The sequence below is a fragment of the Mesorhizobium sp. B2-8-3 genome (assembly GCF_006440815.1).
In the GTDB taxonomy this organism is placed as follows: Bacteria; Pseudomonadota; Alphaproteobacteria; order Rhizobiales; family Rhizobiaceae; genus Mesorhizobium.
This window is the reverse complement of record NZ_VFTW01000023.1, coordinates 66014-89234: the sequence shown is the minus strand read 5'-3', so window position 1 is coordinate 89234 and position 23221 is coordinate 66014. Positions and strand designations below refer to the sequence as shown.

Below are 23221 nucleotides of genomic sequence, written 5' to 3'. Positions count from 1 at the left end.
CCGCCTCAAACCAATCGGGCGGACGCATAGCGCTCGAACGCAAGAAAAGGGGCTGCGCGCAGCCCCTTTTGCTGTCGTTGATTTGGCTCCCCTTAGAGCCTGCAATAACGCGGGCCGTCGTAGCTCATATAGGTGTCGGAGCGCTCGTCGTAGCTGGCGTAGCGGGCGTAGCAGCGGCGGACGTGGATCGAGTCGTAGCCGTCATCTTCGACATAGACCGTACGGGGCTGCTGGGCGAGCAGGCTGCCGAGCACGAAACCGCCGACGCCGGCGGCGATGCCGATGCCGAGCTCGCGGCGGTGATGATGGTCGTGGGCGGCCGAAGGCTGGACGGTGCCGACGAGCGAGCCGGCGGCGACGGTGGTGGCGATGAGGCCGGAAACGATGGTGCGCTTGAACATGACGATCTCCTGGGTTTCGGTGGAGAGGCGAACCATCCGCCTCTTGATCATGGGTCGCAGCAAGCCGAAAAAAGGTTCGAAGATTTTCGAGATTTTTTCGCCGACGATTTTTGCGGCCTTTCTCCGCCTCCGACTGCGATCGCCCGAAATGAAAAAAAGGGCGGCCCGAGGCCGCCCTTCGAAGACAAATGGTCTTCTCGTCAAAGGAAGATGATCACCTTGCCGTGGTGGTGGTGATGATTGTGGTGCCACCACCACCAGGGCTTGCCGTGATGATTGTGGTGATGATGGTTATGGTGGTGATGATGATGATTGCCATGGGCCGAGGACGCTTCGACCGTGGCGGCGAGCGCGCCGGTGGCAACGAAAACAGCGACGAGGCCGGACGTAAGGGTACGCTTCAACATGATGATCTCCTGGATCCTTGATCGAGGCGACCATTCGCCTCTCGGGAGATCAGTCGTGGCGAAGCGGCAAAAGGTTCGAAGGATCGAGTGAGTAGTCAGTAGTCGGTAGTCGGTAGGAGCCTGCAGGGCTGGCGACAAATACTCACTACTCACTATCGACTACTGACTACTCACTCTATCCCATCCCCGTGACATGCCTCAGCCAGAAGGCCAGCACGATAAAGCCGACGAAGGTGGCGACGCCGGTCCAGTCGATATTGGCCTTCTTCAGATCGCTGACGACCTTCACCAGCAGAAGCCAGGTCACGACGATGAGCGGCAGGATGATGACGAATCTGATCATGCGGCACCCCGTTCGATGCGATTGCACCTGAGCAAGATGTAGGAAGCGGCGCGACGTTTTTCAGCATGCCGGCTTAGCGCCGGGCCCATTAGCAGGCCGAAACGGAGTTTTGTCTTTACTGGCGCACGAAATATGCTACCGGAGCGCCATGCCCTTGTAGCTCAGCTGGTAGAGCAGCGGTTTTGTAAACCGAAGGTCGCGGGTTCGATCCCTGCCGGGGGCACCAGAAAGTCAGTCTTCCCCGCAAATCTAAACGCGGCACTTGAGGTGGCGGGCTCGTTCAATCGCCTAACACTTTGCAAAGCCGCTATCTTTTTCAACGCCGGGGGTTAAGGGGTATACGCAGGGGTAACGTGCCGCCCTAGCCAAGGCTTGTGACACTCGCGCAAATCATCAAGCGAAACGATGCGAAATCCGGCATGCAAAGTTTGGCATGCAAGCGAGCGTCGTTGCTAATCGGCCGTCCGAAGCCTATGCTTTCGATATCGGCCGCCAGGCACGTACGGATGCAGCCGACAGTGAGAGGAAAGTGCTCTTGCCCGCAACGGGAGAAGAGCCATGCCTCAATCCATTTTTCGCAACCACGTACTGAAATCCCTCGCCCGTGACGATTTCGCCCTCTTGCAGCCGTCGATGCATCACGTCGAACTGGGCATCAGAGAACAGCTAGAGGTCGCCTATCAGCCGATAGAGCAGGTGTATTTTCCCGAGACGGGGATCGCTTCGGTAGTCGCTACCATGACTAGGGGGCGCCAAAGCGAAGTCGGCATCATCGGCCACGATGGTATGACGGGTGTTACGGTCATTCTCGGCCAGGAGAGCTCTCCCAACGAGACCTATATTCAGATCGCTGGCCAGGGCTGGTGCCTGCCGGTTGAAAATCTTCGCGCGGCCCTCGCAAAAAGCCCGACCCTTGGCCGATCGTTGCTTCGCTATGCCAACGCCTTCCTCATCCAGGCCTCCCGGACCGCGCTGGTCAACGGCCACTCGAAGATCGAGGAGCGACTGGCTCGGTGGCTGCTCATGGTCCACGATCGCTCTTCAGGAAGCAAGATTTACCTGACGCACGAATTTCTGGCGACCATGCTTGGCGCCCGGCGCCCAGGGGTCACAACGGCCCTGCAAATGCTTGAATATAGGGGGCTGGTCCAAGCCAGACGCGGCGAGATCACGATCGTCGATCGCAGCGGACTGATTAAGCTCACGCACGGTGCCTATGGCGAGGAAGAGCAACGCCATTTCGACGTTGTCTCCGGCTGATTGTCCGGAAGCGTACATATGCTTGATGGCCGCTGAAAATAGGGCGTAAATCACGTTGGTTTGGGCTCAGGGAGGAACTCGCAATGACCAACGCTTTTCACAGCGTCACGGTTGAAAAGGCGACCGAGGCCTATGTCCTTTCCAGGGGTCGAGCCCGGTTCCTTTCCATCTCACAGGCAATCCGCGCCATCCGGACACTTATGCCTGCCTGCAGAACCAGCGACCACGAGTTGGAGGGTATGTTGGCGGCGGCCTGCATCGTTCACGGCATTCCCGTGGCCTTCGACGCAACGATGGCCGAGGGCGAGGAAATGCGGCTCCATTCGTAGGGTCGGAGATGCTCACGGTCGCCCAGACAGCCATTTCGTCGGACGTTCGGCAGGCGATTGTCCGTTACCTGATCGATAAGGTCGACGACACGAGCATTTCGATCGCCGACTCTGTCCATGCCGTGAGAGAGATGTTCCCACTCTGCGAGCTGACGGATTGGCAACTTGGCGATCACATCGCACGAGCCGCGATCGACGCAGGATTTGCGGTTGAATTCGACGCCGAGGTTCCCTGAATGAAGACAATGGCAGGGGCATATCTGGATCACCTTTTGGAGTGCCCCTTTTGCGGGACGATCCGCCTCCAGATCCCGGCCGACGCCCAGCCTTCAACGCCAATCAGGTGCGCTGATTGCGGGCAATATCTCGGCACATGGGACGATTTGCAGACCGATTTTGAGTCCCAGGGGGGCAATGACGGAATATTCCGTCTCGACAAGGGGCGCATCCTGAAACTCGATTAGCGCCCGCTCATCAAGCGAACCTTGCATGCTGGGACCTTTCCTGAGGGCTCACATCCCAATCGCCGACACCAAAATCCGGTTCTGCCTTCGCACCGCCGCGCGCAGCTCCGGTATCCTCGCTTCGTCGCGCTTGACGAACTCGATGAACATCATGTTCATGTTGTTGAAGATCAGCTCTCCCACCGCCGGCCCGTCGATGTCCGGCCGCACTAGGCCGATCTCCTGCAGCCGCGCCATCAGGGCGCTTATCTGCTCGGTTAGCGCGCGGTCGAGCGCCGTGTAGGCCTGGCCGAAGGGGCTGTCGGGCAATTGGGTCGAGATCGCCATCGCCTGACGCCACATCTCCTTGCTCAGATAATTCAGCGAGTGCTCGATATAGATGCCGATCAGCGTGTCCAGCGCGTCGCCGACATTGGCCGGGGGGCTGGCGACCACCCCTCGCCCGGCATTCAGCACCTCGTTGACTTCCATCGACACGATGGCGCCGAGGATGTCGCCCTTGTTCTGGTAGTAGTTGTAGATGGTGCCGATCGAGACTTCAGCCTGTGCGGCGATCGCTTCGATCTTGGCGCCTTCATAGCCGGCCTCGCGGAAAAGCGCCGTCGCCGCATCGATGATGCGGCGGTGCCGGTCCGCCTTCTGCCGTTCGCGCAATCCGCTCATACCAGCCTCTCTGCTACAAATCATAATTGACTCAATTTTAGAATTGGTTCAACTTTTCTTCCAACAAGCCAGCAAAGGCAGGGAGAACACTCGATGACCGTCAATGCCCGGAATCCGCTTTCCATTCTGAAATCTCATCTTTCAGCCGCCTGCGCGACAGCCGCATTGCTGCTCGCGGCCGGCGGCGCCCAGGCCGCCGACCTCAACGCGCTGATCTGGTGCGACCATTCCGATCCGGCGCTGCTGCAGCCCTTCGAGGAGGCCAACAACGTCAAGGTCAACGTCAAGGAGTTCGAGGGCACCGGTGCAGGTCTCGCAATCGTCGAGCAGTCGCAGCCTGGCGACTGGGACGTGATGGTGATCGATAGCATCGACGTGCCGCGCGGTGTCGAAAAGGGCCTGTTCGAGCCGCTGCCTGAGGACAAATTGCCCTTCGCCGACCTCTTCCCGGAAGTGAAGATGGACAAGTCCACAGTCGTCGACGGCAAGCGCTACGGCATCACCGAAAAGTTCGGCTACAACACGATCGGCTTCAACAAGACCAAGGTCGATCCGGCCGACATGCAGTCGCTGGCCTCGCTCACCAGCGACAAATACAAGGGCAAGGTCGCGATCTACGACTATTACCTGCCGGTGATCGGCATGGCCGCTTTAGCCATCGGCAAGAAGACCGCCGACCTCACCGAAGCCGACCTGCCGGCGCTCAAGGCCGAGCTTCTTAAGATGAAGGCCAATGCCAAGCTCGTCGGCGAAGTCACCGCCAGCCAGACCGCCCTTGCAACCGGCGAGGTCGACATCCTGGTCGGCGGCGGCGAATGGGTGACGGCCGGCCTTGCCAAGGAGAACCCGGCGCTCGACTTCTCTATCCCGAAAGAGGGCGCTGTGCTGTGGTCGCAGTCGCTCGCCATGTTCAAGGATTCCAAGAACAAGGACATGGCGCTGAAATTCATCCAGTACATCATGAGCCCGGAAGGCCAGGCGCGCCTTGCAACCTCTTCCTGCTATTGGGGGATGCCGTCCAACAAGAAGGCGGCACTGAGCGACGATCAGAAGAAGATCCTGCGCTTCGACGAGCAGCCCGGCTTCCTCGCCCGCGCCCAGGCCTATCCGGCGCCGAACGCCGATCTCGACAAGAAGATGCAGGACATGTGGACCGAGATGCTGCAGGCGCAGTAAATCGGCCGATGGCATCCGCGGGAAACAATTCGCGTGCCCTGCCCTGGGCGCTGGTCACGCCGGCGCTGGCATGGACGTGTGCATTCTTCGTGCTGCCCTTCATCGCCATGGGGTTTTCCAGCCTCACGGCGCATGAAGGCGGCGGCTTCGCTTTAGCCAATTACAGCCAGTTCTTCACCGACCCGTCCTACTGGCGGGCGATGGTCAACTCGCTGGAGGTCACGGCAATCGTCACCGTGATCTCGATCCTGCTCGCCTATCCCTTTGCCTGGATCCTTGCCGAGATGGTGCCGGAACGGTGGCAGCGGCTGGCGCTGATGCTGGCCGTGCTGCCATTCTGGACCTCCTATGTCGTGCGCTCCTATTCCTGGCTGCTGGTGCTGGCGCAGAACGGCGTCATCAACCGGGCGCTGACCGGCATCGGCTTGATCGGCGAACCGCTGCAGCTCGCCAACACGCGCTTCGCCACCGTCACCGGCTTCGTGCATTTTTTCGTCATGCTGTTGACGCTGACGATCTTCGCCAATCTGAAGCAGCTCAGCCCAAGCTACCGCAAGGCTGCCGCCGACCTCGGCGCGGGGCCGGTGCGCACCTTCCTGCATGTCGTGCTGCCGCTCACCTTGCCCGGCATCATGGTCGGCGCCTTTCTCACCTTCGTGCTTTGCATCGGAGACTACATCACGCCGCAGATCCTCGGCGGCAACAACGAGCTGGTCATGCCGCAGCTCGTCATGATGCAGATCGGCCGCCGCGGCGATTTCCCGCTGGCCTCCGCGCTGTCGATCATCCTGATGGCCGTCGTCACCATCGCCTATCTCGCCTGCGCGCGCTGGCTGAAGATCGAGCGGGCCTGACCATGCGCGCCGCCGTTCGCCTCGCCGCCTGGGTCTACGCCATCGCCATCTACGGCTTCATCTTCCTGCCGGTGGTCGTGCTGGTGCTGTTCTCGCTGCAGGCGACCTCCTTCCCGATCCCGCCCTTCACCGGCCCGTCGCTGCGCTGGTATCAGGCGGTGCTCTCCGACGCGCGGCTTACCTCGGCGCTCCTCAATTCGCTGCTGGTGGCGGTGCTCTCCTCGCTCGCTTCGGTCACGCTCGGCTTCCTCTCAGCCTGGGGCTTTGCCCGTTTCACGCTGCCGGGCTCGGCCATCCTGCGCGGGTTGATCACGCTGCCGCTCACCGTCAGCTACCTTATCATCGGCATGGGCCTGCTGGTGCTGTTCAACTGGGCCGGCGTGCCGAAATCGCTGCTTGCGGCCGGCATCGGCCATGTCGTGATCAACCTGCCGCTCTGCTTCGCCATCATCTACAGCCAGATGGGCGATCACCAGATCAACATCGAGCGCGCCACGCGCGACCTCGGCGCCGCCGAGTGGAAGGTGCTGCTCATGATCACCGTGCCGGTCATGGCGCCGGCAATCTTCGCAGGCTTCTTCCTGTCGATGACCTTCTCCTGGGACGAGTTCGTCATCTCCTTCCTGCTCACCCGTTTCGAGACGACGCTGCCCGTGGAAATCTGGAACCTCCTGCGCTCCGGCCTCAATCCCAAGACCAATGCCGTCGGCTCGCTGGTCTTTGCCGTCTCCATCGTCCTGGTGGTGTTTTTCGAACTGACGCTGTTGCGGAGAAAGCCGGCATGAGCGCGCCCTTGGTCGACATTCGCAACGTCTCGCACCGCTTCGGCCAGCTCCCGGTGCTGAAGAACGTCTCGCTGGCGATCGAGCCCGGCAGCTATACGATCCTGCTCGGCCCGTCCGGTTCCGGCAAGACGACGCTGCTTTCGATCCTCGGCGGCTTCGTCAATCCAAGCGAGGGCAAGGTCTTCATTCGTGGCCAGGATTGCACCGCGGTGCCGCCGGCCAAACGCCCGACGACCACCGTGTTCCAGGACTATGCGCTGTTTCCGCATATGAGCGTCGGCGGCAATGTCGGCTTCGGGCTGCGCATGCAAGGCGTCGACGGCGCGACCCGAGCGGCGAAGGCGCGCGAGGCACTTGCGCTTGTCGGGCTGGCGGCCGCCTTCGACAAGAAGCCGCATCAGCTTTCCGGTGGCCAGCGCCAGCGCGTGGCCCTCGCCCGCGCGCTGGTCATCGAGCCTGCGGTGCTTCTACTCGACGAGCCGCTCGGCGCGCTGGACCTGAAGCTGCGCCGGCAGATGCAGGACGAGTTGAAGGCGATCCAGAAGCGCGTCGGCACCGCCTTCATCCATGTCACCCACGACCAGGAAGAAGCGATGGCGCTGGCCGACCATTGCGTGGTGATGAATGACGGACGCATCGAGGACGAAGGCCCGCCCGAGCGGGTCTATGCGCGGCCGGCGACGCGTTTTTCCGCTACCTTCATGGGCGAGAGCACGATCCTTGCCGGCACAGTCACCGAGGCGAGGAACGGGATCGTCAGGGCCTCGACGGCGGTGGGGCCGATTTCACTGCCCGGCGCGTCGTCTGCCGGCGCCCCGGTCGCGCTCGCCATTCGGCCCGAGCACCTGGTTCTCGGCGAAGTAAAAAGCGATGTCGCGCTGGGCACGGCCAAGGTCGGCGATGTCGTCTTCCAGGGCAGCTTCAAGCGCGTGCTGGCCACCTCGATGCTGGATCCGGCATTGCAGTTCATCGCCAAGGCTCCCGCTTCCGCCACCGTTCAGACAGGCGACACGATCCCGGTTTCATGCAACGCTCAAGACATCATCCTGCTGGCGGACTGATCCATGGGTATGCTTCCGGTCATCGAGGCTCCGGACTGGTACGAAACCATCCGCATGGGCGACGGCGTCACGCTCATCCATGAGCCGTGGATAAAGCCGTTCTTCCGCTGCAACATCTGGCATGTGCGCGGGCGCGACCGCGACCTGCTGTTCGATACCGGCCTCGGCCATTTCAGCCTACGGAGCCATGTTCCGCTGGTGAGCGAGCGCAAGCTGACCTGCGTCGCCAGCCACACGCATTTCGACCACATCGGCTGCCATCACGAATTCCCCGATCGCTGCGTGCATTCGGCCGAAGCCCAAATCCTTGCCGATCCGCGCAATGAATGGACGGTCGCCGACCGTTACGCCAATGAGGAGATGTTCGACGGCGCGCCGGAAGGCTGGGACACCGCGCGCTACCTGATCCTGCCGGCACCGGCGGGCCGGCTGCTCGAGCACGGCGACGTCGTCGATCTCGGTGACCGCGCCTTCGAGGTCATCCACACGCCTGGACATTCGCCCGGCGGCATCGCGCTTTACGAGAAAAGGACCGGCATCCTGCTGTCGGGCGACATCGTCTATGACGGGCCGCTGATCGACGACGTCTATCACTCCGATATTCAGGATTATGTCGGGACGCTGCTTGCCATCCGCGACCTCGACGTCTCGGTCGTGCATGGCGGCCATTTTCCGAGTTTCGGCAAGGTGCGCTACCGGCAGCTCATCGACGAGTATGTTGCGGGCAAGCGCAAGGCCGGCTGCCACCTGCGGAGGTGAAGGAGACCGACGGCGGACGATACGGTCCGGCGCTTCCGAATGGCGAAACCAGCGGCTTTCGATGCTGCCATCCTACCGCATTGGATCCGCCCGATCTTTCGAGAGCGTGATCGTATATTTCGGCGGAGTTCCATTGCGGTTTTTCTTCCAGGGCCTCAACCGGTCCTTCAGCCGAACCACAGTCTTCTTGTAGACAGGCGCCGGCAGTCCGGCCAGATCATAATAATCTTCGAGGATCGTGGTGCCCAAAAGCGCCTTCTCTTGCGTGTAGAAGGAAAAGTGCGCCGCAATCAGATCGCCGAAAACCTTGCCCGGCCGCCCAAGCTTTGCGGGCAGCACAGCCGACAGCCACTCTTCTTCGTCTCCCTGAGGATGAAAAATGTCTCCCAGCTCAACTATTTCCGATCCGAAAAAGCCGATCGCGTTGATGGAGAACCGCGATGCCCTGACTTCGCGGTCGGGCACCCGGAAATCGCCCAAGCGGCCGGTGCGCACCGCTTCGATCAGAACCGGATGCATCGCAAGTGGGAAAGTCGGATGGGACCAAGAGAACGGGCACATCGCCTGGCAGGTCAGGGGCCCTTCGATCTGAACCGCAGAGAGGTATTTAATGAATGTGTTGCAGATGGCGTTGTTGATGATAAGCGGCGCATACCACAGGGCCGAGCCCCGTTCGGGCAACACCCGTTCCATGTACTTTTCGAAAAAACCATCCTCAAGGAACACAATGTCATCGTCCAGCCTCAGATAGAAAGCATCGGGATCGTCGCAGAAACGGAAAAAGCGTCCGATGACGTCGAAACTTCCATTGGCCTGGGGCAACGTCTTGATTTTGATCCGCGAATCGGCGCTCGCTAATTGCCTAAGATAGGCGCGATCCTGCTCGTTGCGGCAGTTGTCCCACAGATGCCATTCGTGGACACGAGAGCTCTTCAGAACATGATGGCTGAGCACGCCAAGGTATTTCTCGCGCCCGGCCGGGGTAACAACGATCAGCTTCATGGATAGTCATCCTGACACGGGGCATTTTCGCGAATGCCGAATTAGCCCTCAGTCGATAACCGGCCGCCGGTCTTGCGGCAAGCGCTCCTAGCGTTCAACCTACTTAACCGAGCAACGTTGGCGTAAGCGCAGCCAAGCAGCAAGGCAGCCCATCGCAGCATGAACATCGTCAGCGAATCTCCGGTGTCGGCCGACCACCGCGATCTCGTGATCGTCAGAGCCGGCGACAGGTCCCTGCACCGTGGCTGGGGCGCGGACGAGCCTGAATGTAATTTCGACCTGATTGTCAGTTATTACGGGTCCGATCCTTCGGCCTTCGGCTTGCCTTACGAAAGACGGGCGGATCAGAAAGGCGGCAAGTGGGACGGCCTTTTCGCACTGTTCCGTCAGCAGCCTGACCTGCTTCAGCGCTATCAGTATTTCTGGCTTCCGGATGACGATCTCGAGGCCGATCGAAAGACCATCGAGGCCATATTTGCGAATATGCGCCGGCTCGACCTCGATGTCGGCCAGCCCTCCCTGACGCTCGACAGCTACTTTTCGCATTTGTCATTCATGCGCTGCGACAGTTTCGAGTTCCGCTTCGTGGACAAGATCGAGATTATGGCTCCCTGCCTCCGGGCCGACATACTGCTCAAGGTGTTGCCGCTCTTCGAACGTTCAATGAGTGGCTTCGGCCTGGATTCGCTTTGGACGCGGCTGCGCGCCGACAATCGACGCAAGTCCGCCGTGTTCGATAATTTGTCGATCCGTCACACACGCCCTGTCGGAACCGCGCTTGCCCAAGTGATGTTGGAAAACGGCCTTACGCGCGAAGCGGAATACGCGCAGTTGCAGGCCAGATTTGGCCTGGATGAATTTTATCCGATCTCCTATGAGGCTGTGGACCGAAAGGGTCGCCGTTGGCGATCAAAGACCGCCATCGGCCTGCGCATGATGCTGGATTACGCCCTCCGGCTGAAGACATTCAGACAGGTGTATCGATTGAAGAAAACGCTGTGGCGGCATGTCCGCCGACAACACTTCAAGGCAACCGAACTTTCGACCGTCGCGCTCGACTTGCGCCCGGTTCACGCCGCCGACCAGGCAAAGGCATGTTGAACGGCGTCGATCTTCTTATCGTAGGGGCCGGGTTCTACGGCGCAACACTTGCCGAGCGTATTGCGACGAAGCTGGGGCGTCGCGTGCTGGTGATCGACCGACGCGCCCACGTCGGCGGCAACGCCTACACCGAGATCGACCCGGCAACGGGTGCCGAAATCCATCGCTATGGGCCTCACCTCTTCCACACGCCGAACAAAGAGGTCTGGGAATACCTGCACGCCTTCACGCGATTCAGCTCCTATAGGCACCGGGCGTACTCGTCATATCGCGACCAGGTCTATTCCCTGCCGATCAATCTGGCGACGATCTGCCAGTTCTTCGGCAAACGGTTCAGCCCCGATCAAGCGCGGGCGCTGATTGCCGAGCAATCATCCGAACTCGGCGACCGGCAGCCGGCCAATCTCGAGGAGAAAGCCATCTCCCTTATCGGGCGCCCGCTCTACGAAGCGTTCATCAAAGGCTACACCGCCAAGCAGTGGCAGACCGATCCGCGCGAACTTCCGCCGCAGATCATCGCGCGTTTGCCGGTGCGCTATACATTCGAGGACGGTTATTTCAACGACCGATACCAGGGACAGCCGCTCGACGGCTACACCGCGATCTTCAAGAAGATGCTTGCGCATCCGCAGATCGAGACCAGGCTGGGCGTCGACTTCTTCGAGATCAAAGGATCGCTGCCCAAAAATATTCCCGTTGCCTATACAGGCGCCATCGACCGGTATTTCGACTACGCCGAAGGGGACCTCGGATGGCGAACGATCGACATTGAATTCGAACATATGGATACGCCGGACTATCAGGGCACCGCCATCATGAATTTCGCCGACGAAGCCGTGCCTTACACGCGCATCGTTGAGTTCAGGCATTTCAACCCTGAGCGGGAATTCAACAGCGACAGAACGTTGATCGGTCGCGAATTCTCACATTTCGCTCGTCGCGGCGACGAACCCTACTATCCAATCGATACCCGCGCCGACCAACAGATCTACGAGCGCTACCAGGCGCGCGCGCACCGGGAAGAAAACACTCATTTCGGCGGCCGGCTCGGGACATACCGCTATCTCGACATGCACCAGGCAATCGGCGCGGCGCTCAAGGCATTCGAGACGGTCTTCATGCCGTATTTCGAAGGTCGATTGGAAACGGTATCGATGAGAAGCCGGCCTTCCTGACGGATGCCGGCGACACTTTAGGCAATCTTAGGCCTGGGCCGCGGCAGGAGCGGCGAGCTGGCTCTGGAACCACTCAAGGGTCTGTCGAATACCGTCCCGATAGCCTGTAGCAGCTTCCCAACCTGGAAGAATACGTTTGGCTAAGGTCAGGTCCGGGCAACGATTCGTCGGATCTTGAGGAACCGGTTCATGATGGACGATTGAGCTGCCCGGAACCAGGGAGCAGATGAATTTTGCGATCTCAAGGACCGGAACCTCGTAATCGTTACCGATGTTGAGCGGGCCGCGATACGAAATGTTATCGCGCCAGAAGAAACGCTCCAATCCATCGACAATGTCATCGACATAACCCCAACTGCGCGATTGCAGACCGTCGCCGTAGACGGTCAGCACTCCAGTCGTGAGCGCTTGGCTTATGAAGTTCGAAATCGCGCGCCCGTCATCTATTCGCGTGCGGGGGCCATATACGTTGAAGAGCCTCACCACTCTCACGTCGAGTCCCTGCGTGCGTTGGGTCTCAAACAACAGCGCTTCCGTGCAACGCTTGCTTTCGTCATAGGAGGATCTGGGGCCCGTGCAGTCCACTGAACCTCGATAACTCTCCGGTTGCGGAGAGACCAGCGGATCGCCGTACACCTCTGAGGTAGATGAAAAACAGAAGCGGCCGCCGGGTTTGAGCAAACCCAGAAGGTTGAAAGCTCCACTGATATTGGCACGAATAGTGCGAGCCGGATCGCTCATGTACCAGCGCGGCGAAGCGGGCGATGCCAAGTGAATGATTTCATCGAACCGCTGTGAGGTGGCAAATATCTCCGCACTCTCCACCTCGAGGCTCAATCGGGGATCGTCAAAGTGTGCAAGATTCTGGCGCGAGCCGGTCCATAGGTTGTCAACCACAACCAGGCGTTCGAGATCCGTGCGCTGCAAGAGACGATCGACCAGATGCGAACCGATGAAGCCGCTGCCACCGGCGACCAGCACGGCGCGACGATCTTTACGGGTTATTCCATGCATTATCGCGCCGATTTGTTTTCGAAGCGCGCACGCTCCAAGATTCTGTCGAAAAGACACATAGAACCTTGCGAATTACAGGGCAATGTAGCGAGCGTCGTTTTCGCGACCTGCTGGATCCGGCATATGCGCGCAGAACCGAGACTGATGGAAAATCCCACGAGATCTCACCGAAGATCGACTAACCGCGGTCATCGCGACCGCGCGGCGTTCATGCGCGCATCGGCGAATATCATCCCGGGCGGGCTACAGCGCCCTTTGCGGACAAGGCGTCCCGGTGGCGTCACCGCAGCGGGAGGCCGTCGGCTGCGGCCGCTGGCTCATCTCTTCGGAATGGCGCACCAGTTCAGCGAACATGAGCGCGAAACTTCCCATCATCAGGAAGACTATGATCAGACGCGTTACCGGCAATAGACAGGTCTCTCGACTGGCCAGCCCCCGCCAACCCATCCACTGTCGGCTAACATGATCGATCCGGCTTTACGAGTGTTTAAGCTTCGCCTTAACCATAGCGGCCATCACATTCGTGTCGCGGCTGTCACGAAGCGCGATTGTCGGGTGTGACCCGCCTGCCAGCGCAGCGCCCTTCACAGATACGGGCGGCGCATGCTACGCCGTCGCCGGCGCGGCCCCGCAGACGGTCGCCCTCCGGGAGCCATGAGCAAAGCCGCCAGCCGTTTCGCCTTCGTCTCTTCCGACACCGACGACGCCCGCGCGGCGCTGGAAAGCCTGTCGGCGCGCTATGGGCAGGTGCCTGTCGCGGAGGCCGAGATCATCATTGCGCTCGGCGGCGACGGCTTTCTCCTGCAGACGTTGCGCGACACGATGAGCACGGGCAAGAAGGTCTACGGCATGAACCGTGGCACCATCGGCTTCCTGATGAACGAATATCGCGCCGGCGGCCTCGAGGAACGCATCGCCGCCGCGGTCGCCGAGACGATCCGGCCGCTCGAAATGGTCGCGGTGACGCATGACGGCGAAACCGTTTCGGCGCCGGCCATCAACGAGGTGGCGCTGTGGCGCCAATCCTACCAGACGGCGAAGATCCGCATCACCGTCGATGGCCAGGTGCGGCTGGAGGAGCTCAACTGCGACGGCGTGATGATCGCGACGCCCGCCGGCTCCACCGCCTACAATCTGTCGGCGCATGGGCCGATCCTGCCGCTCGATGCCCCGCTTCTGGCGCTGACGCCAGTGAGTCCTTTCCGACCGCGCCGCTGGCGTGGGGCGCTGCTGTCCAACAAGGCGACCATACGCTTCGACATCTTGGAAGCCGAAAAGCGCCCGGTGAATGCCGCGGCCGATCATACCGAGGTCAAGGCGGTGGCCTCCATCACCGTGCGGGAATCGCCGACGGCGACGGCAACTTTGCTGTTCGATCCGAATCATTCATGGAACGAACGCATCCTTGCCGAGCAGTTCCGCTACTGAGCCGGCGCAACGATACTGTTTCGATTAAGCGTCGCGATTAAGGTTACGTCTTCACAATCGCTGTATTTCGGTCCGTTTCTGTTGACAAATCGAGGACTTGCGCCTAACTGCAACACCGATCTTGCAGGCGCGCGGCGCCTGCCGCGGCTACTGTGTCGCGATTTTCCCAACCAACAAAGACAACAAACACTTGTCCTCAGACACCACGATCGCTCAAGAAGCGTTGACATTCTCAGACCTCGGCCTGTCGCCGAAGGTGCTCTCCGCAGTCACCGATGCCGGCTACACCAAGCCGACGCCGATCCAGGCCGGCGCCATCCCGCATGCGCTGCTCGGCAAGGACGTGCTGGGTATCGCCCAAACCGGCACCGGCAAGACCGCTTCCTTCGTGCTGCCGATGCTGACGCGCCTGGAAAAGGGCCGGGCGCGAGCCCGCATGCCGCGCACGCTTATCCTCGAACCGACCCGTGAGCTGGCCGCGCAGGTCGAGGAAAACTTCATCAAATACGGCAAGAACCACAAGCTCAACATCGCGCTTCTGATCGGCGGCGTCTCATTCGACGAGCAGGACAAGAAGCTCGAGCGCGGCGCCGACGTGCTGATAGCTACGCCCGGCCGCCTGCTCGACCACCGTGAGCGCGGCAAGCTCCTTCTCAACGGCGTCGAGATTCTCGTCATCGACGAGGCCGACCGGATGCTCGACATGGGCTTCATTCCCGACATCGAGCGCATCTGCGAGATGATCCCGTTCACGCGCCAGACGCTGTTCTTCTCGGCGACGATGCCGCCGGAGATCACCAAGCTCACCGAGAAATTCCTGCATGCGCCGGTCCGTGTCGAGGTTTCCAAGGCGGCCTCCACCGCAACCAGCATCACGCAGCGGCTGGTGAAATCCGGCGCGAAGCCATGGGACAAGCGCGAGACCCTGCGCAACCTGATCAAGGCCGAAGACGCGGAACTGAAGAACGCAATCATCTTCTGCAACCGCAAGATCGAAGTATCGGAGCTGTTCCGGTCGCTGCTGAAGCATGATTTCGATGCCGGCGCGCTGCATGGCGACATGGACCAGCGCGCCCGCATGCAGATGCTCGCCAATTTCCGCGACGGCAAGCTGCGCTACCTCGTAGCCTCGGACGTCGCCGCGCGCGGTCTCGACATTCCCGACGTCAGCCACGTCTTCAACTACGATGTGCCGATCCATGCCGAGGACTATGTCCATCGCATCGGCCGCACCGGCCGCGCCGGCCGCGCCGGCAAGTCCTTCACCATCGCCACCCGCTCCGACACCAAGTATGTCGACGCGATCGAGAGGCTGATCGGCACCAAGATCGAGTGGCATGACGGCGACCTGTCGACCGTGACCGAGAGCGAGGGCGAGGAGCAGCCGCGCCGCGGCCGCGGCGCCCCGCGTCGCGCCGGCCGCAAGGACGAGGACCGCAAGGACGATCGCAAAGAACGCGGCGAGCGCAAGAAGGACCGTCACGCCAAGCGCGACGAGACGCCCGATACCGCGCGCGCGGAACAGCCCGTCGCCGAAGTGGCCGATATCGCCGAACGCCGCGCCCGCAAGGACGCGATCCGTTCCGAGAACGAGCGCAAGGGCCCGGGCAACCGTCACGAGCAGCGCGGCGACGCCCGCCCGCAGCGCGACCGCCCCGGCCGCCACCGTCAGGAAGAAGACGACGCAACCGTCGGCTTCGGCGACGACGTGCCGGCCTTCATGCGGATCGTCGCGAAGGTCTGAAGTCGATCCCAGCATAGCCTGGAATGAAAGCGGCCCCCTAAACGGGGCCGCATTTCTTTTTCTGCTTCGCCCGAAGCAAGCCGGCCAAAGGCGATGCCTACATCGGTCCCGGCATCATCTTGGTCGGCTTCTCAAGCATCGGGAACTCGGCCTTGCTGCATTTCACGTTCGGGTTCGTTGGACTGAACATGCCGTTCGGATTGTCCCTGAACAGCCATGCATGCAGGTCGTAGTGGACGAACTCTCTCGGAATGAGCGGATAGTGGCCTTCCATCGGCCCCATGAATTTTTGGCCGAACAATGTCGGGGCCGCCTTGGTGTCCGGTGTCAGCGGCACCAGCCATTCCACGCCGACCAGCTTCAAGCCCTTCTTCGTCGGCTCGTAGATCAGGACGTTGGGCTTCATCGGGTCGAGCGGCTTGCCGACGCTCGGGACGTTGACGAAATGGATGCCCATCGCGCCCTTCGGATAGTACATCGCGCCGTCTATCTTCTCGCCGCTATAGTGGACGCAGCCGACAGTCGACAAATAGAGGTCGCGGACAGCGGCCGTGTAATCTTGATACTTGACCAGCGATTTCTTCAAGGCTTCGATGTCGGCCTTGTTGGCGTCCTCGGCCCGGGCCGTCGCGACCCCGAACGATGTGCCGATGAGACACGCCAAAGCGAGGACGCCGCAGCGCCCCAAGCGAGCTGTTTTTGTCATGCATTCCTCCCAGATTCCTTGATCTGGCCGTGCAAGACCGGGGCGGCAGGTGTTGATTGCGCGGCCAATTCACCGCCCCATCCCCTCTGGAACAGCAGGATGGTAGTCCTTTCACGGGTTCCAGAAAAGCATCAATTAGAACAAGCTAATGCCCTAAGACCTTCGATCCCATCTTTGGACCATTTCAAACAAAAACGACCCCCGTACGGGGGCCGTTTGCCTTGATGGTGTTTTGCGCCTCTACGCGCCGTTTTCTCTCAGGTGAGCGGCGACAGCTGGATTTCGACGCGGCGGTTCTGCTCGCGGCCGGCGGCGGTCGCATTGGATGCGATCGGGCGGGTCTTGCCGAAGCCGGTGACGGCGAAGCGGCGCTGATCGACGCCCTGGCCGGACAGGTAATTTGCGACGGCAAGCGCGCGACGCTGCGACAGATCGAAATTGTGCTGGTCGCCGCCGGTCGAATCGGTGTGGCCGAAAACGTCCACCGTGGTCTGGCGGAATTTCTTCAGCACCAGCGCGACCGAATTCAGCACCGGATAGAAGCCCGGCTTCACCGCGTCCTGGTCGACATTGAAGGTGATGTCGGACGGCATGTTGAGGATGATCTGGTCGCCGCTGCGGGTGACGCTGACGCCGGTGCCCTGCAACTGACGGCGAAGCTCCGCCTCGTTCTGGTCCATCGTCGCGCCGATCGCGCCGCCGGCGAGCGCGCCGATGCCGGCACCGATCAGGGCGTTGCGGCGGTCATTGCCGCCGGCCAGCAGACCGAGGCTGGCACCAGCCAGCGCGCCGAGGCCGGCGCCGGCTGCCGTATTGGAGATCTTCTGGTCGCCGGTATACGGATCGGTGGTGGTGCAGGCGCTCACCAATAGAGCCGTCGCCACGGCGACGAGCACAGTCTTCTTCATGAGATTGGTCCCTCTCCAATTCGCGGCCTTTGCGGCCGCGCCAAATCAGCCCTTCCGCAGCCTTGTAGCATGAAATGCGGCGAAAAACGGAACGGGAATGCGGCCGGCAAAGTCCGGCGGTCGTTCCCGCTTCGCGTCTACCACAAATTCTTGCCGTCGATGACCACCACCTCGACCTTATCCAGGTCGAAATCGTCGAACAGGCGCGAATTGACGCTGATCTTCGGGTTGTCGAAGTCCGGCTTTCCGGTCGACCAATCGGGGGTTTCGGTGAAGGTGCCGCAGCCGCAGGTGGCGCAGAAACCATGCTTTACGGTCTTTGAGCCCCAGCGGTAGAAGGAGACGTTCTGCGGCGGGCTCGTGAGCTTGAATTGCGACGGCACATAATACGCCCATAGCGACCCGCGCTTCGAGCAGAACGAGCATGTGCATTGCGTCACCGTCCGCGGCGCCTCGGCAACCTCGAAGGTTGTCGCCTTGCAATGGCAGCTTCCCTTGATGGTCATGAACTCACCTCTCCCATTGTCCGCCACGCGCTTTCTTTCACGCAATTCCGAACGGAAAACCTGGAATTGCTCCGTGGCAAGGCAACATAAAGAAGCCGTCCTGACAACCGTCTGTCAGCAGGGTATGCAGCCTTCTGCTGCCGTGGATCGAGGCCCGGGTCTTGCCTCCCGCGGCAGGTCCAAAGCCCTAGTAAGAGGGTGGTGGCACGAACAGGCAGATCGTCTTGCCGGCGTCGAGCCCGGCCTGATGCGCGCACCAGTGATATTCGCCGTCGGGCGAATTCTTGACCCGCTTGTCGCTATAGGCCACCACCTCGCCCGTGCCTTTTATGACATAGCCTTCGGGCCGCTCGCTGATCGATGACTGCGGCACCTCCTTGCAATCGAAGTTGGCACAACAGGCAAAGGGGTATTTCCAGCCTTGCGGCATAACCGCCGTAGGCTGGGCGTCGTGCGCGATGGCCGGCGGCGCCAGCACCGAGATGGCTCCAACAGCGAACAGGGAGAACAAAAGTCGGCCAGCCGGTCGAACGGCTTGGGCCGATCTTGATATGGCAGCAGACATCGAAACGTTCCTTTCGAGCATCAAGCGTTTTCGCTTGCCCGTTCCCGGAACGTATCTTCCCAGTGGCCGGATCGTCGGTCGCAGATATGCCGCACCCGGCCATAAATGCTTTTATTCCCAGCGCAAAGGCTGGGCTGATTCCTCGGTTGGCGCAAGCATCCGCTTGCATCGGCAAAGCCGCGCTTCACGCCAACCCCTGCTATCCAGAATCGTGTGCCGGCTTGGTTAACGACCGGTTAGCCGCACGGAACTGGTGCCGGACAACGGGATTCGGCTCAAGCTGGTTCCAAGCGTTCAGCCGGGAACATGCCCATCATACTGCGGCAGGTCGTCGGCGATTGTGAACCACTTCGCCTTGGACCCGACAAAGATGTGCGCGGTCGGCCGTATGGTCGGATCGTCGACCAGCGTCCCCATGGCGATATGCACATAGGCGCCGTCGCGGACCAACGAATAGATGAGCGAGCCGCATCGCCCGCAATGCGCGTCGTGGCCAGTTTCGTCACCGTAGATCAGCAGCGGGTCATCGCCGGCGGTCAGGCGAAACTTTTCGCGCTCGATGCCGGCGAAGGGTTTGAACGCCGACCCCGTGGTGCGCCGGCAGTTCGAGCAATGGCAGTTGGCGGCATAAACGAATTCGTCCGCAACCTCATAGTGGACTGCGCCGCAGAAGCATTTTCCGGTAAGTTTGCGCGTCACCGGCTCCTCCCTCGTGCGACGCGGGGACCCCTAGTCGAGGTCCGCCACTGCTTCGCCCGCGCCGCCCTCGATGCGATGCGAGAGCGAGGCTTCCATGAACTCGTCGAGATCGCCGTCGAGCACGCTCGACGGCGAAGTGCTTTCGACGCCGGTGCGCAGATCCTTCACGAGCTGATAGGGCTGCAGCACGTAGGAGCGGATCTGGTGGCCCCAGCCGATGTCGCTCTTCGACGCCTCGGTAGCATTGGCGACCGCCTCGCGCTTCTTCAGCTCTTCCTCGTAAAGCCGCGAGCGCAGCATTTCCCAGGCCTTGGCGCGGTTCTTGTGCTGCGAGCGCTCGGCCTGGCAGGCGACCGCGATGCCGGTCGCCAAATGGGTGATGCGCACCGCCGAGTCGGTGGTGTTGACGTGCTGGCCGCCCGAACCCGAGGAACGATAAGTGTCGATGCGCACATCGGATTCGGAAACATTGATCTCGATCGAGTCATCGATGACCGGATAGACCCAGACGCTGGCGAAGGAGGTGTGGCGCCGCGCGTTGCTGTCGTAGGGCGAAATGCGCACCAGGCGATGGACGCCGGACTCGGTCTTCAGCCAGCCATAGGCGTTGTGGCCCTTGATCAGCACGGTGGCGGACTTGATGCCCGCTTCTTCGCCGTCATGGATTTCCAGAACCTCGACCTTGAAGCGGCGGCGCTCGGCCCAGCGCGTGTACATGCGCAGGAGCATCGAGGCCCAGTCCTGGCTCTCGGTGCCGCCGGCGCCAGCATGGATTTCGAGATAGCTGTCGTTGGCGTCGGCCTCGCCCGAGAGCAGCGTCTCGACCTGGCGGGCCTTCGCCTCGCCCTGCATCGAACGCAGCGCCGCCTCCGCTTCCGCGATAATGCCGTCGTCGCCCTCTTCCTCGCCGAGTTCGATCAGGCCGATATTGTCTTCCAGCGCCTGCGTCATCCCCTTGACGGCGGCGATGCCGTCCTCGAGCTCCTGGCGCTCCCGCATCAGCTTCTGCGCTTCGATCGGATCATTCCAGAGGCTGGAATCCTCGGCGCGCGAATTCAGGTATTCAAGCCGCTTTACAGCCTGGTCCCAGTCAAAGATGCCTCCTCAGCAGGGTTATCGCCTGCCTGATCTCGTCGACAATGTTGAGCGTTTCCGCGCGCATGGCTCTTCGTTCGGTCCTGTTCTTTTCGGTCTTTTCGGAATAGGCGCGATACATAGGCACGGCATCGCTGCCTGTAAAGCGAAATGGGCCGGCATCAACCTGCCGGCCCATTGCGAAATCCGGCAACGTCAGTAGAGGCCGCCGCCGCCGTCCTGGATGGCCTGGTTGGCCTGCGGCGACAGCCCCGCGCCGGAGCCGTTGGAGCCATCGGCGCCCATGCCGATCACCCAGTAGCTGTCGGCCGGACCGGTGCCGGGCTTGAAAGCCTCGATGATGGTGTTCGGATCGCCTTCGGCGGCACGCATGCCGGTCTTGCGGTTGATTGCGATCAGCTTCATGCCATCGGGAACCTGGAAGTCGGTGTTCGGCTTGCCGTCGAGCGCAACGCGCATGAAGTCCTTGAAGATCGGGGCCGCCAAGCCGCCGCCAGTGGCGCCATGGCCAAGGCCGCGTGGCGTGTCGTAGCCCATATAGAGGCCGACGACGAGGTTCGGGGTGAAGCCGATGAACCAGGCGTCCTTCTCGTCATTGGTCGTGCCGGTCTTGCCGGCGATGTGGCGGCCGAGCTCGCCGACGGTTGCGCCGGTGCCGCGCTGCACGACGCCCTCCATCATCGAGGTGATCTGGTAGGCGGTCATCGGGTCGAGCACCTGCTCGGAATTGTCGACCAGCTCCGGCTCCGGCTGGTTCTTCCACTCGGCGGCGTTGCAGCCTTCGCAGCCGCGCTCGTCCTGCTTGAACACCGTCTTGCCGTAACGGTCCTGGATGCGGTCGATCAGCGACGGTTTGATCGATTTGCCGCCATTGGCCATGATCGAATAGGCCGAGACCATGCGCATGACGGTCGTCTCGCCGGAGCCCAGCGCCATCGGCAGATAGGGCGCCAGATGATCGTAGACGCCAAAGCGCTCGGCATATTCCACGACCAGTTTCATGCCCATGTCGTTGGCGAGCCGCACGGTCATCAGATTGCGCGACTTCTCGATGCCGGAGCGCAAGGTGGCCGGGCCGGCGACCGTGCCGTCATAGTTCTTCGGCGTCCAGGTGGTGTTGCCGCTCTGGATGGTGATCGGGCCGTCCATGATCACCGAGGCCGGCGTATAGCCATTGTCGAGCGCCGCCGAATAGACGATCGGCTTGAACGAGGAACCGGGCTGGCGCATCGCCTGGGTGGCGCGGTTGAATTCCGACTGCGCGTAGGAGAAGCCGCCGACCATGGCGAGCACGCGGCCGGTGTGCGGATCCATGGCGACGAGGCCGCCCTCGACCTCCGGCACCTGGCGCAGCATGTAGGTGTTGTCGGAGCCGTCATTCTTCTGCACGAAGACCACATCGCCGGGCTCCAGCACTTCCGCCGGAGACTTCGCCCTGACGGACTTGCCGTTGACGAAGTGGCGCATGGCGAAGCCCATGTCTTCCTTGCTGACAGTGCCCTGGACGCGTTCCTTGACCAGATCGCCGGAAATCTGCCGCGTCGGCTGGATGCCGATGGTCAGGCCGGTTGCCGAGCTGTCGAGCACGACGGCCAGCGTCCATTCCGGCACGTCCTCGAGGCCCTTCACATTGCCGAGCGGCACGCCCCAGTCGCCGGAAACGTCGATATGCGTCACCGGACCGCGATAGCCGCGCAGCATGTCGTATTTGAGCAGGCCGTTCTGCATCGCCTTGCGGGCGATAAGCTGGATTTTGGGATCGAGCGTGGTGCGCACCGACAGGCCGCCCTCGTAAAGCGCATTCTCGCCGTAGCGCGCGATGATCTGGCGGCGGACTTCCTCGGTGAAGTACTCGCCGGCAAACAGATAGGAGCCGTTGCGGCGCGGCGTCACGCCGAGCGGTTCGGCCTTGGCCTTGTCGCCCTCCTCGCGGGTGACGTAGCCGTTCTCGACCATCTGGTCGATGACCCAGTTGCGGCGCTCCAGGGCACGGTCGGCGTGCTTGAAGGGGTGATAGTTGTTCGGGCCTTTCGGCAACGAGGCGAGATAAGCCGCCTCGGCGACCGTCAGCTCGTTGACCGATTTGTCGAAATAGGTGAGCGCGGCGCCCGCGACGCCATAGGCGCCGAAGCCGAAGAAGATTTCGTTGAGATAGAGCTCGAGGATGCGGTCCTTCGAATAGGCCTGCTCGATGCGGAAGGCCAGGATCATCTCCTTGATCTTGCGCTCATAGGTCTGATCGGAAGAGAGCAGGAAGTTCTTGGCCACCTGCTGGGTGATCGTCGAGGCGCCGACCTGCCGCCGGCCGGAACCGAAATTCTGCAGATTGACGATGATGGCGCGGCCAAGACCGGTGATGTCGATGCCCGGATGGTTGTAGAAGTTCTTGTCCTCGGCCGACATGAAGGCGGCCTTGACGCGGTCCGGGATGGCCTGGATCGGCAGATAGAGACGCCGCTCGCGCGCATATTCAGCCATCAGCGCGCCGTCGGAGGCATGGATGCGCGTCGTCACCGGCGGTTCGTATTTGGCCAGAACCTCGTAGTCGGGCAGGTCCTTCGTCAGATGGCTGATGTAGATGGCAAGACCGGCCGCCACCAGCAGCGCCAGCGTCGTGCCGATGCCAAAGAAATAGCCGATGAGACGAATCATGCCCGCTCCAGTCCGAGGTTCGGGAATTTCCTAGACGAAGCCGACAGTCGCGCAAGCTTCCAGGGGCGGTCCCAATCCGCAATCGAAAAACCCATGTCGCGACCATGTGGACAAAATACGGCAG

General features: G+C 61.5%; 26 protein-coding genes and 1 tRNA gene. 13 read left to right on the top strand and 14 right to left on the bottom strand.

Annotation, left to right across the window (positions count from 1 at the left end; all coding sequences use genetic code 11):
- Positions 1–92: 92 nt before the first annotated feature.
- The 3 genes from FJ418_RS25740 to FJ418_RS25730 form a co-directional block, all read right to left on the bottom strand.
- On the bottom strand, positions 93–401 hold the full coding sequence (locus FJ418_RS25740; RefSeq protein ID WP_140646966.1) for a BA14K family protein: 309 nt from the start codon (positions 399–401) through the stop codon (positions 93–95).
- A gap of 200 nt (positions 402–601) precedes the next feature.
- Positions 602–808 (bottom strand): hypothetical protein, encoded by a 207-nt coding sequence (locus FJ418_RS25735; RefSeq protein WP_140870443.1) that lies wholly within the window; start codon positions 806–808, stop codon positions 602–604.
- Positions 809–983: 175 nt separating this feature from the next.
- On the bottom strand, positions 984–1151 hold the full coding sequence (locus FJ418_RS25730) for a hypothetical protein (RefSeq protein ID WP_095767587.1): 168 nt from the start codon (positions 1149–1151) through the stop codon (positions 984–986).
- Positions 1152–1301: 150 nt separating this feature from the next.
- On the opposite strand from FJ418_RS25730, the gene FJ418_RS25725 reads away from it, so the two are divergent.
- The 4 genes from FJ418_RS25725 to FJ418_RS25710 all read left to right on the top strand — a co-directional run bounded on the left by FJ418_RS25725 (position 1302) and on the right by FJ418_RS25710 (position 2976).
- Positions 1302–1377: transfer RNA gene (locus FJ418_RS25725), tRNA-Thr, on the top strand.
- A gap of 332 nt (positions 1378–1709) precedes the next feature.
- Complete coding sequence (locus FJ418_RS25720) at positions 1710–2411, top strand: Crp/Fnr family transcriptional regulator (protein WP_140646964.1); 702 nt, start codon at positions 1710–1712, stop codon at positions 2409–2411.
- An 83-nt stretch (positions 2412–2494) separates the two neighbouring features.
- Positions 2495–2740: a hypothetical protein gene (locus tag FJ418_RS25715; protein ID WP_140657593.1), complete on the top strand. Its 246-nt coding sequence runs from the start codon at positions 2495–2497 to the stop codon at positions 2738–2740.
- 8 nt (positions 2741–2748) lie between these two features.
- Positions 2749–2976 carry a hypothetical protein gene (locus FJ418_RS25710; protein WP_140870440.1) on the top strand — a complete coding sequence of 76 codons (228 nt, stop codon included), beginning with the start codon at positions 2749–2751 and terminating at the stop codon, positions 2974–2976.
- A gap of 276 nt (positions 2977–3252) precedes the next feature.
- Here FJ418_RS25710 and FJ418_RS25700 read toward each other — a convergent pair whose 3' ends face one another.
- Entirely contained in the window at positions 3253–3867 is a 615-nt protein-coding gene (locus FJ418_RS25700; protein ID WP_140859519.1) for a TetR/AcrR family transcriptional regulator, read from the bottom strand.
- A gap of 93 nt (positions 3868–3960) precedes the next feature.
- Between FJ418_RS25700 and FJ418_RS25695 the strand changes: the two genes are divergently transcribed.
- From FJ418_RS25695 to FJ418_RS25675, 5 genes are read left to right on the top strand one after another with little or no spacing between them, the layout of a single operon-like run.
- Positions 3961–5043, top strand: a complete 1083-nt coding sequence (locus tag FJ418_RS25695; RefSeq protein WP_140870437.1) for a spermidine/putrescine ABC transporter substrate-binding protein — start codon at positions 3961–3963, stop codon at positions 5041–5043.
- Between the two features lie 8 nt (positions 5044–5051).
- Positions 5052–5897 carry an ABC transporter permease gene (locus FJ418_RS25690; RefSeq protein ID WP_140870434.1) on the top strand — a complete coding sequence of 282 codons (846 nt, stop codon included), beginning with the start codon at positions 5052–5054 and terminating at the stop codon, positions 5895–5897.
- 2 nt (positions 5898–5899) lie between these two features.
- A complete protein-coding gene (locus FJ418_RS25685) occupies positions 5900–6682 on the top strand; it encodes an ABC transporter permease (protein WP_140870431.1) in 783 nt (260 codons plus the stop codon).
- The gene (locus FJ418_RS25680; RefSeq protein ID WP_140870428.1) at positions 6679–7743 is read left to right on the top strand and encodes an ABC transporter ATP-binding protein; all 1065 of its coding nucleotides are present in this window, start codon (positions 6679–6681) and stop codon (positions 7741–7743) included. The genes FJ418_RS25685 and FJ418_RS25680 overlap by 4 nt, the downstream gene beginning before the upstream one ends.
- Before the next feature lie 3 nt (positions 7744–7746).
- A complete protein-coding gene (locus FJ418_RS25675; RefSeq protein ID WP_140870425.1) occupies positions 7747–8502 on the top strand; it encodes an MBL fold metallo-hydrolase in 756 nt (251 codons plus the stop codon).
- 72 nt (positions 8503–8574) lie between these two features.
- On the opposite strand, the gene FJ418_RS25670 is transcribed toward FJ418_RS25675, so the two are convergent.
- Entirely contained in the window at positions 8575–9504 is a 930-nt protein-coding gene (locus FJ418_RS25670; RefSeq protein WP_140870422.1) for a hypothetical protein, read from the bottom strand.
- Positions 9505–9663: 159 nt separating this feature from the next.
- On the opposite strand from FJ418_RS25670, the gene FJ418_RS25665 reads away from it, so the two are divergent.
- Positions 9664–10605, top strand: coding sequence for a hypothetical protein (locus FJ418_RS25665; RefSeq protein WP_140870419.1), 942 nt, complete (start codon positions 9664–9666; stop codon positions 10603–10605).
- Complete coding sequence (gene glf, locus FJ418_RS25660; protein WP_140870416.1) at positions 10599–11780, top strand: UDP-galactopyranose mutase; 1182 nt, start codon at positions 10599–10601, stop codon at positions 11778–11780. Before FJ418_RS25665 ends, glf begins: the two co-directional genes overlap by 7 nt.
- 27 nt (positions 11781–11807) lie before the next feature.
- Here glf and FJ418_RS25655 read toward each other — a convergent pair whose 3' ends face one another.
- Positions 11808–12794: an NAD-dependent epimerase/dehydratase family protein gene (locus tag FJ418_RS25655; protein ID WP_140870413.1), complete on the bottom strand. Its 987-nt coding sequence runs from the start codon at positions 12792–12794 to the stop codon at positions 11808–11810.
- 654 nt (positions 12795–13448) lie between these two features.
- On the opposite strand from FJ418_RS25655, the gene FJ418_RS25645 reads away from it, so the two are divergent.
- Together FJ418_RS25645 and FJ418_RS25640 are read left to right on the top strand one after the other, a co-directional pair.
- On the top strand, positions 13449–14222 hold the full coding sequence (locus FJ418_RS25645) for an NAD kinase (protein WP_140646950.1): 774 nt from the start codon (positions 13449–13451) through the stop codon (positions 14220–14222).
- A 190-nt stretch (positions 14223–14412) separates the two neighbouring features.
- A complete protein-coding gene (locus FJ418_RS25640; protein ID WP_181167087.1) occupies positions 14413–15966 on the top strand; it encodes a DEAD/DEAH box helicase in 1554 nt (517 codons plus the stop codon).
- A gap of 97 nt (positions 15967–16063) precedes the next feature.
- Here FJ418_RS25640 and FJ418_RS25635 read toward each other — a convergent pair whose 3' ends face one another.
- The 8 genes from FJ418_RS25635 to FJ418_RS25605 form a co-directional block, all read right to left on the bottom strand.
- Positions 16064–16672, bottom strand: a complete 609-nt coding sequence (locus tag FJ418_RS25635) for a hypothetical protein (protein ID WP_140870407.1) — start codon at positions 16670–16672, stop codon at positions 16064–16066.
- Between the two features lie 257 nt (positions 16673–16929).
- Positions 16930–17580, bottom strand: coding sequence for an OmpA family protein (locus tag FJ418_RS25630; RefSeq protein WP_112099652.1), 651 nt, complete (start codon positions 17578–17580; stop codon positions 16930–16932).
- Between the two features lie 137 nt (positions 17581–17717).
- Entirely contained in the window at positions 17718–18086 is a 369-nt protein-coding gene (locus tag FJ418_RS25625; protein ID WP_140646947.1) for a GFA family protein, read from the bottom strand.
- Positions 18087–18273: 187 nt separating this feature from the next.
- Entirely contained in the window at positions 18274–18651 is a 378-nt protein-coding gene (locus tag FJ418_RS25620; protein WP_140646946.1) for a hypothetical protein, read from the bottom strand.
- A 294-nt stretch (positions 18652–18945) separates the two neighbouring features.
- Positions 18946–19350: a GFA family protein gene (locus tag FJ418_RS25615; RefSeq protein ID WP_140646945.1), complete on the bottom strand. Its 405-nt coding sequence runs from the start codon at positions 19348–19350 to the stop codon at positions 18946–18948.
- Between the two features lie 30 nt (positions 19351–19380).
- A protein-coding gene (prfB, locus tag FJ418_RS25610; protein WP_140707675.1) for a peptide chain release factor 2 occupies positions 19381–20512 on the bottom strand; the annotation gives its coding sequence in 2 pieces (ribosomal slippage) (positions 19381–20445 and positions 20447–20512; 1131 coding nt in all).
- Positions 20441–20623, bottom strand: coding sequence for a hypothetical protein (locus FJ418_RS32075; protein ID WP_181167089.1), 183 nt, complete (start codon positions 20621–20623; stop codon positions 20441–20443). The genes prfB and FJ418_RS32075 overlap by 72 nt, the downstream gene beginning before the upstream one ends.
- Positions 20624–20640: 17 nt before the next feature.
- Positions 20641–23097, bottom strand: a complete 2457-nt coding sequence (locus FJ418_RS25605) for a penicillin-binding protein 1A (RefSeq protein WP_140870405.1) — start codon at positions 23095–23097, stop codon at positions 20641–20643.
- Positions 23098–23221 lie beyond the last annotated feature (124 nt).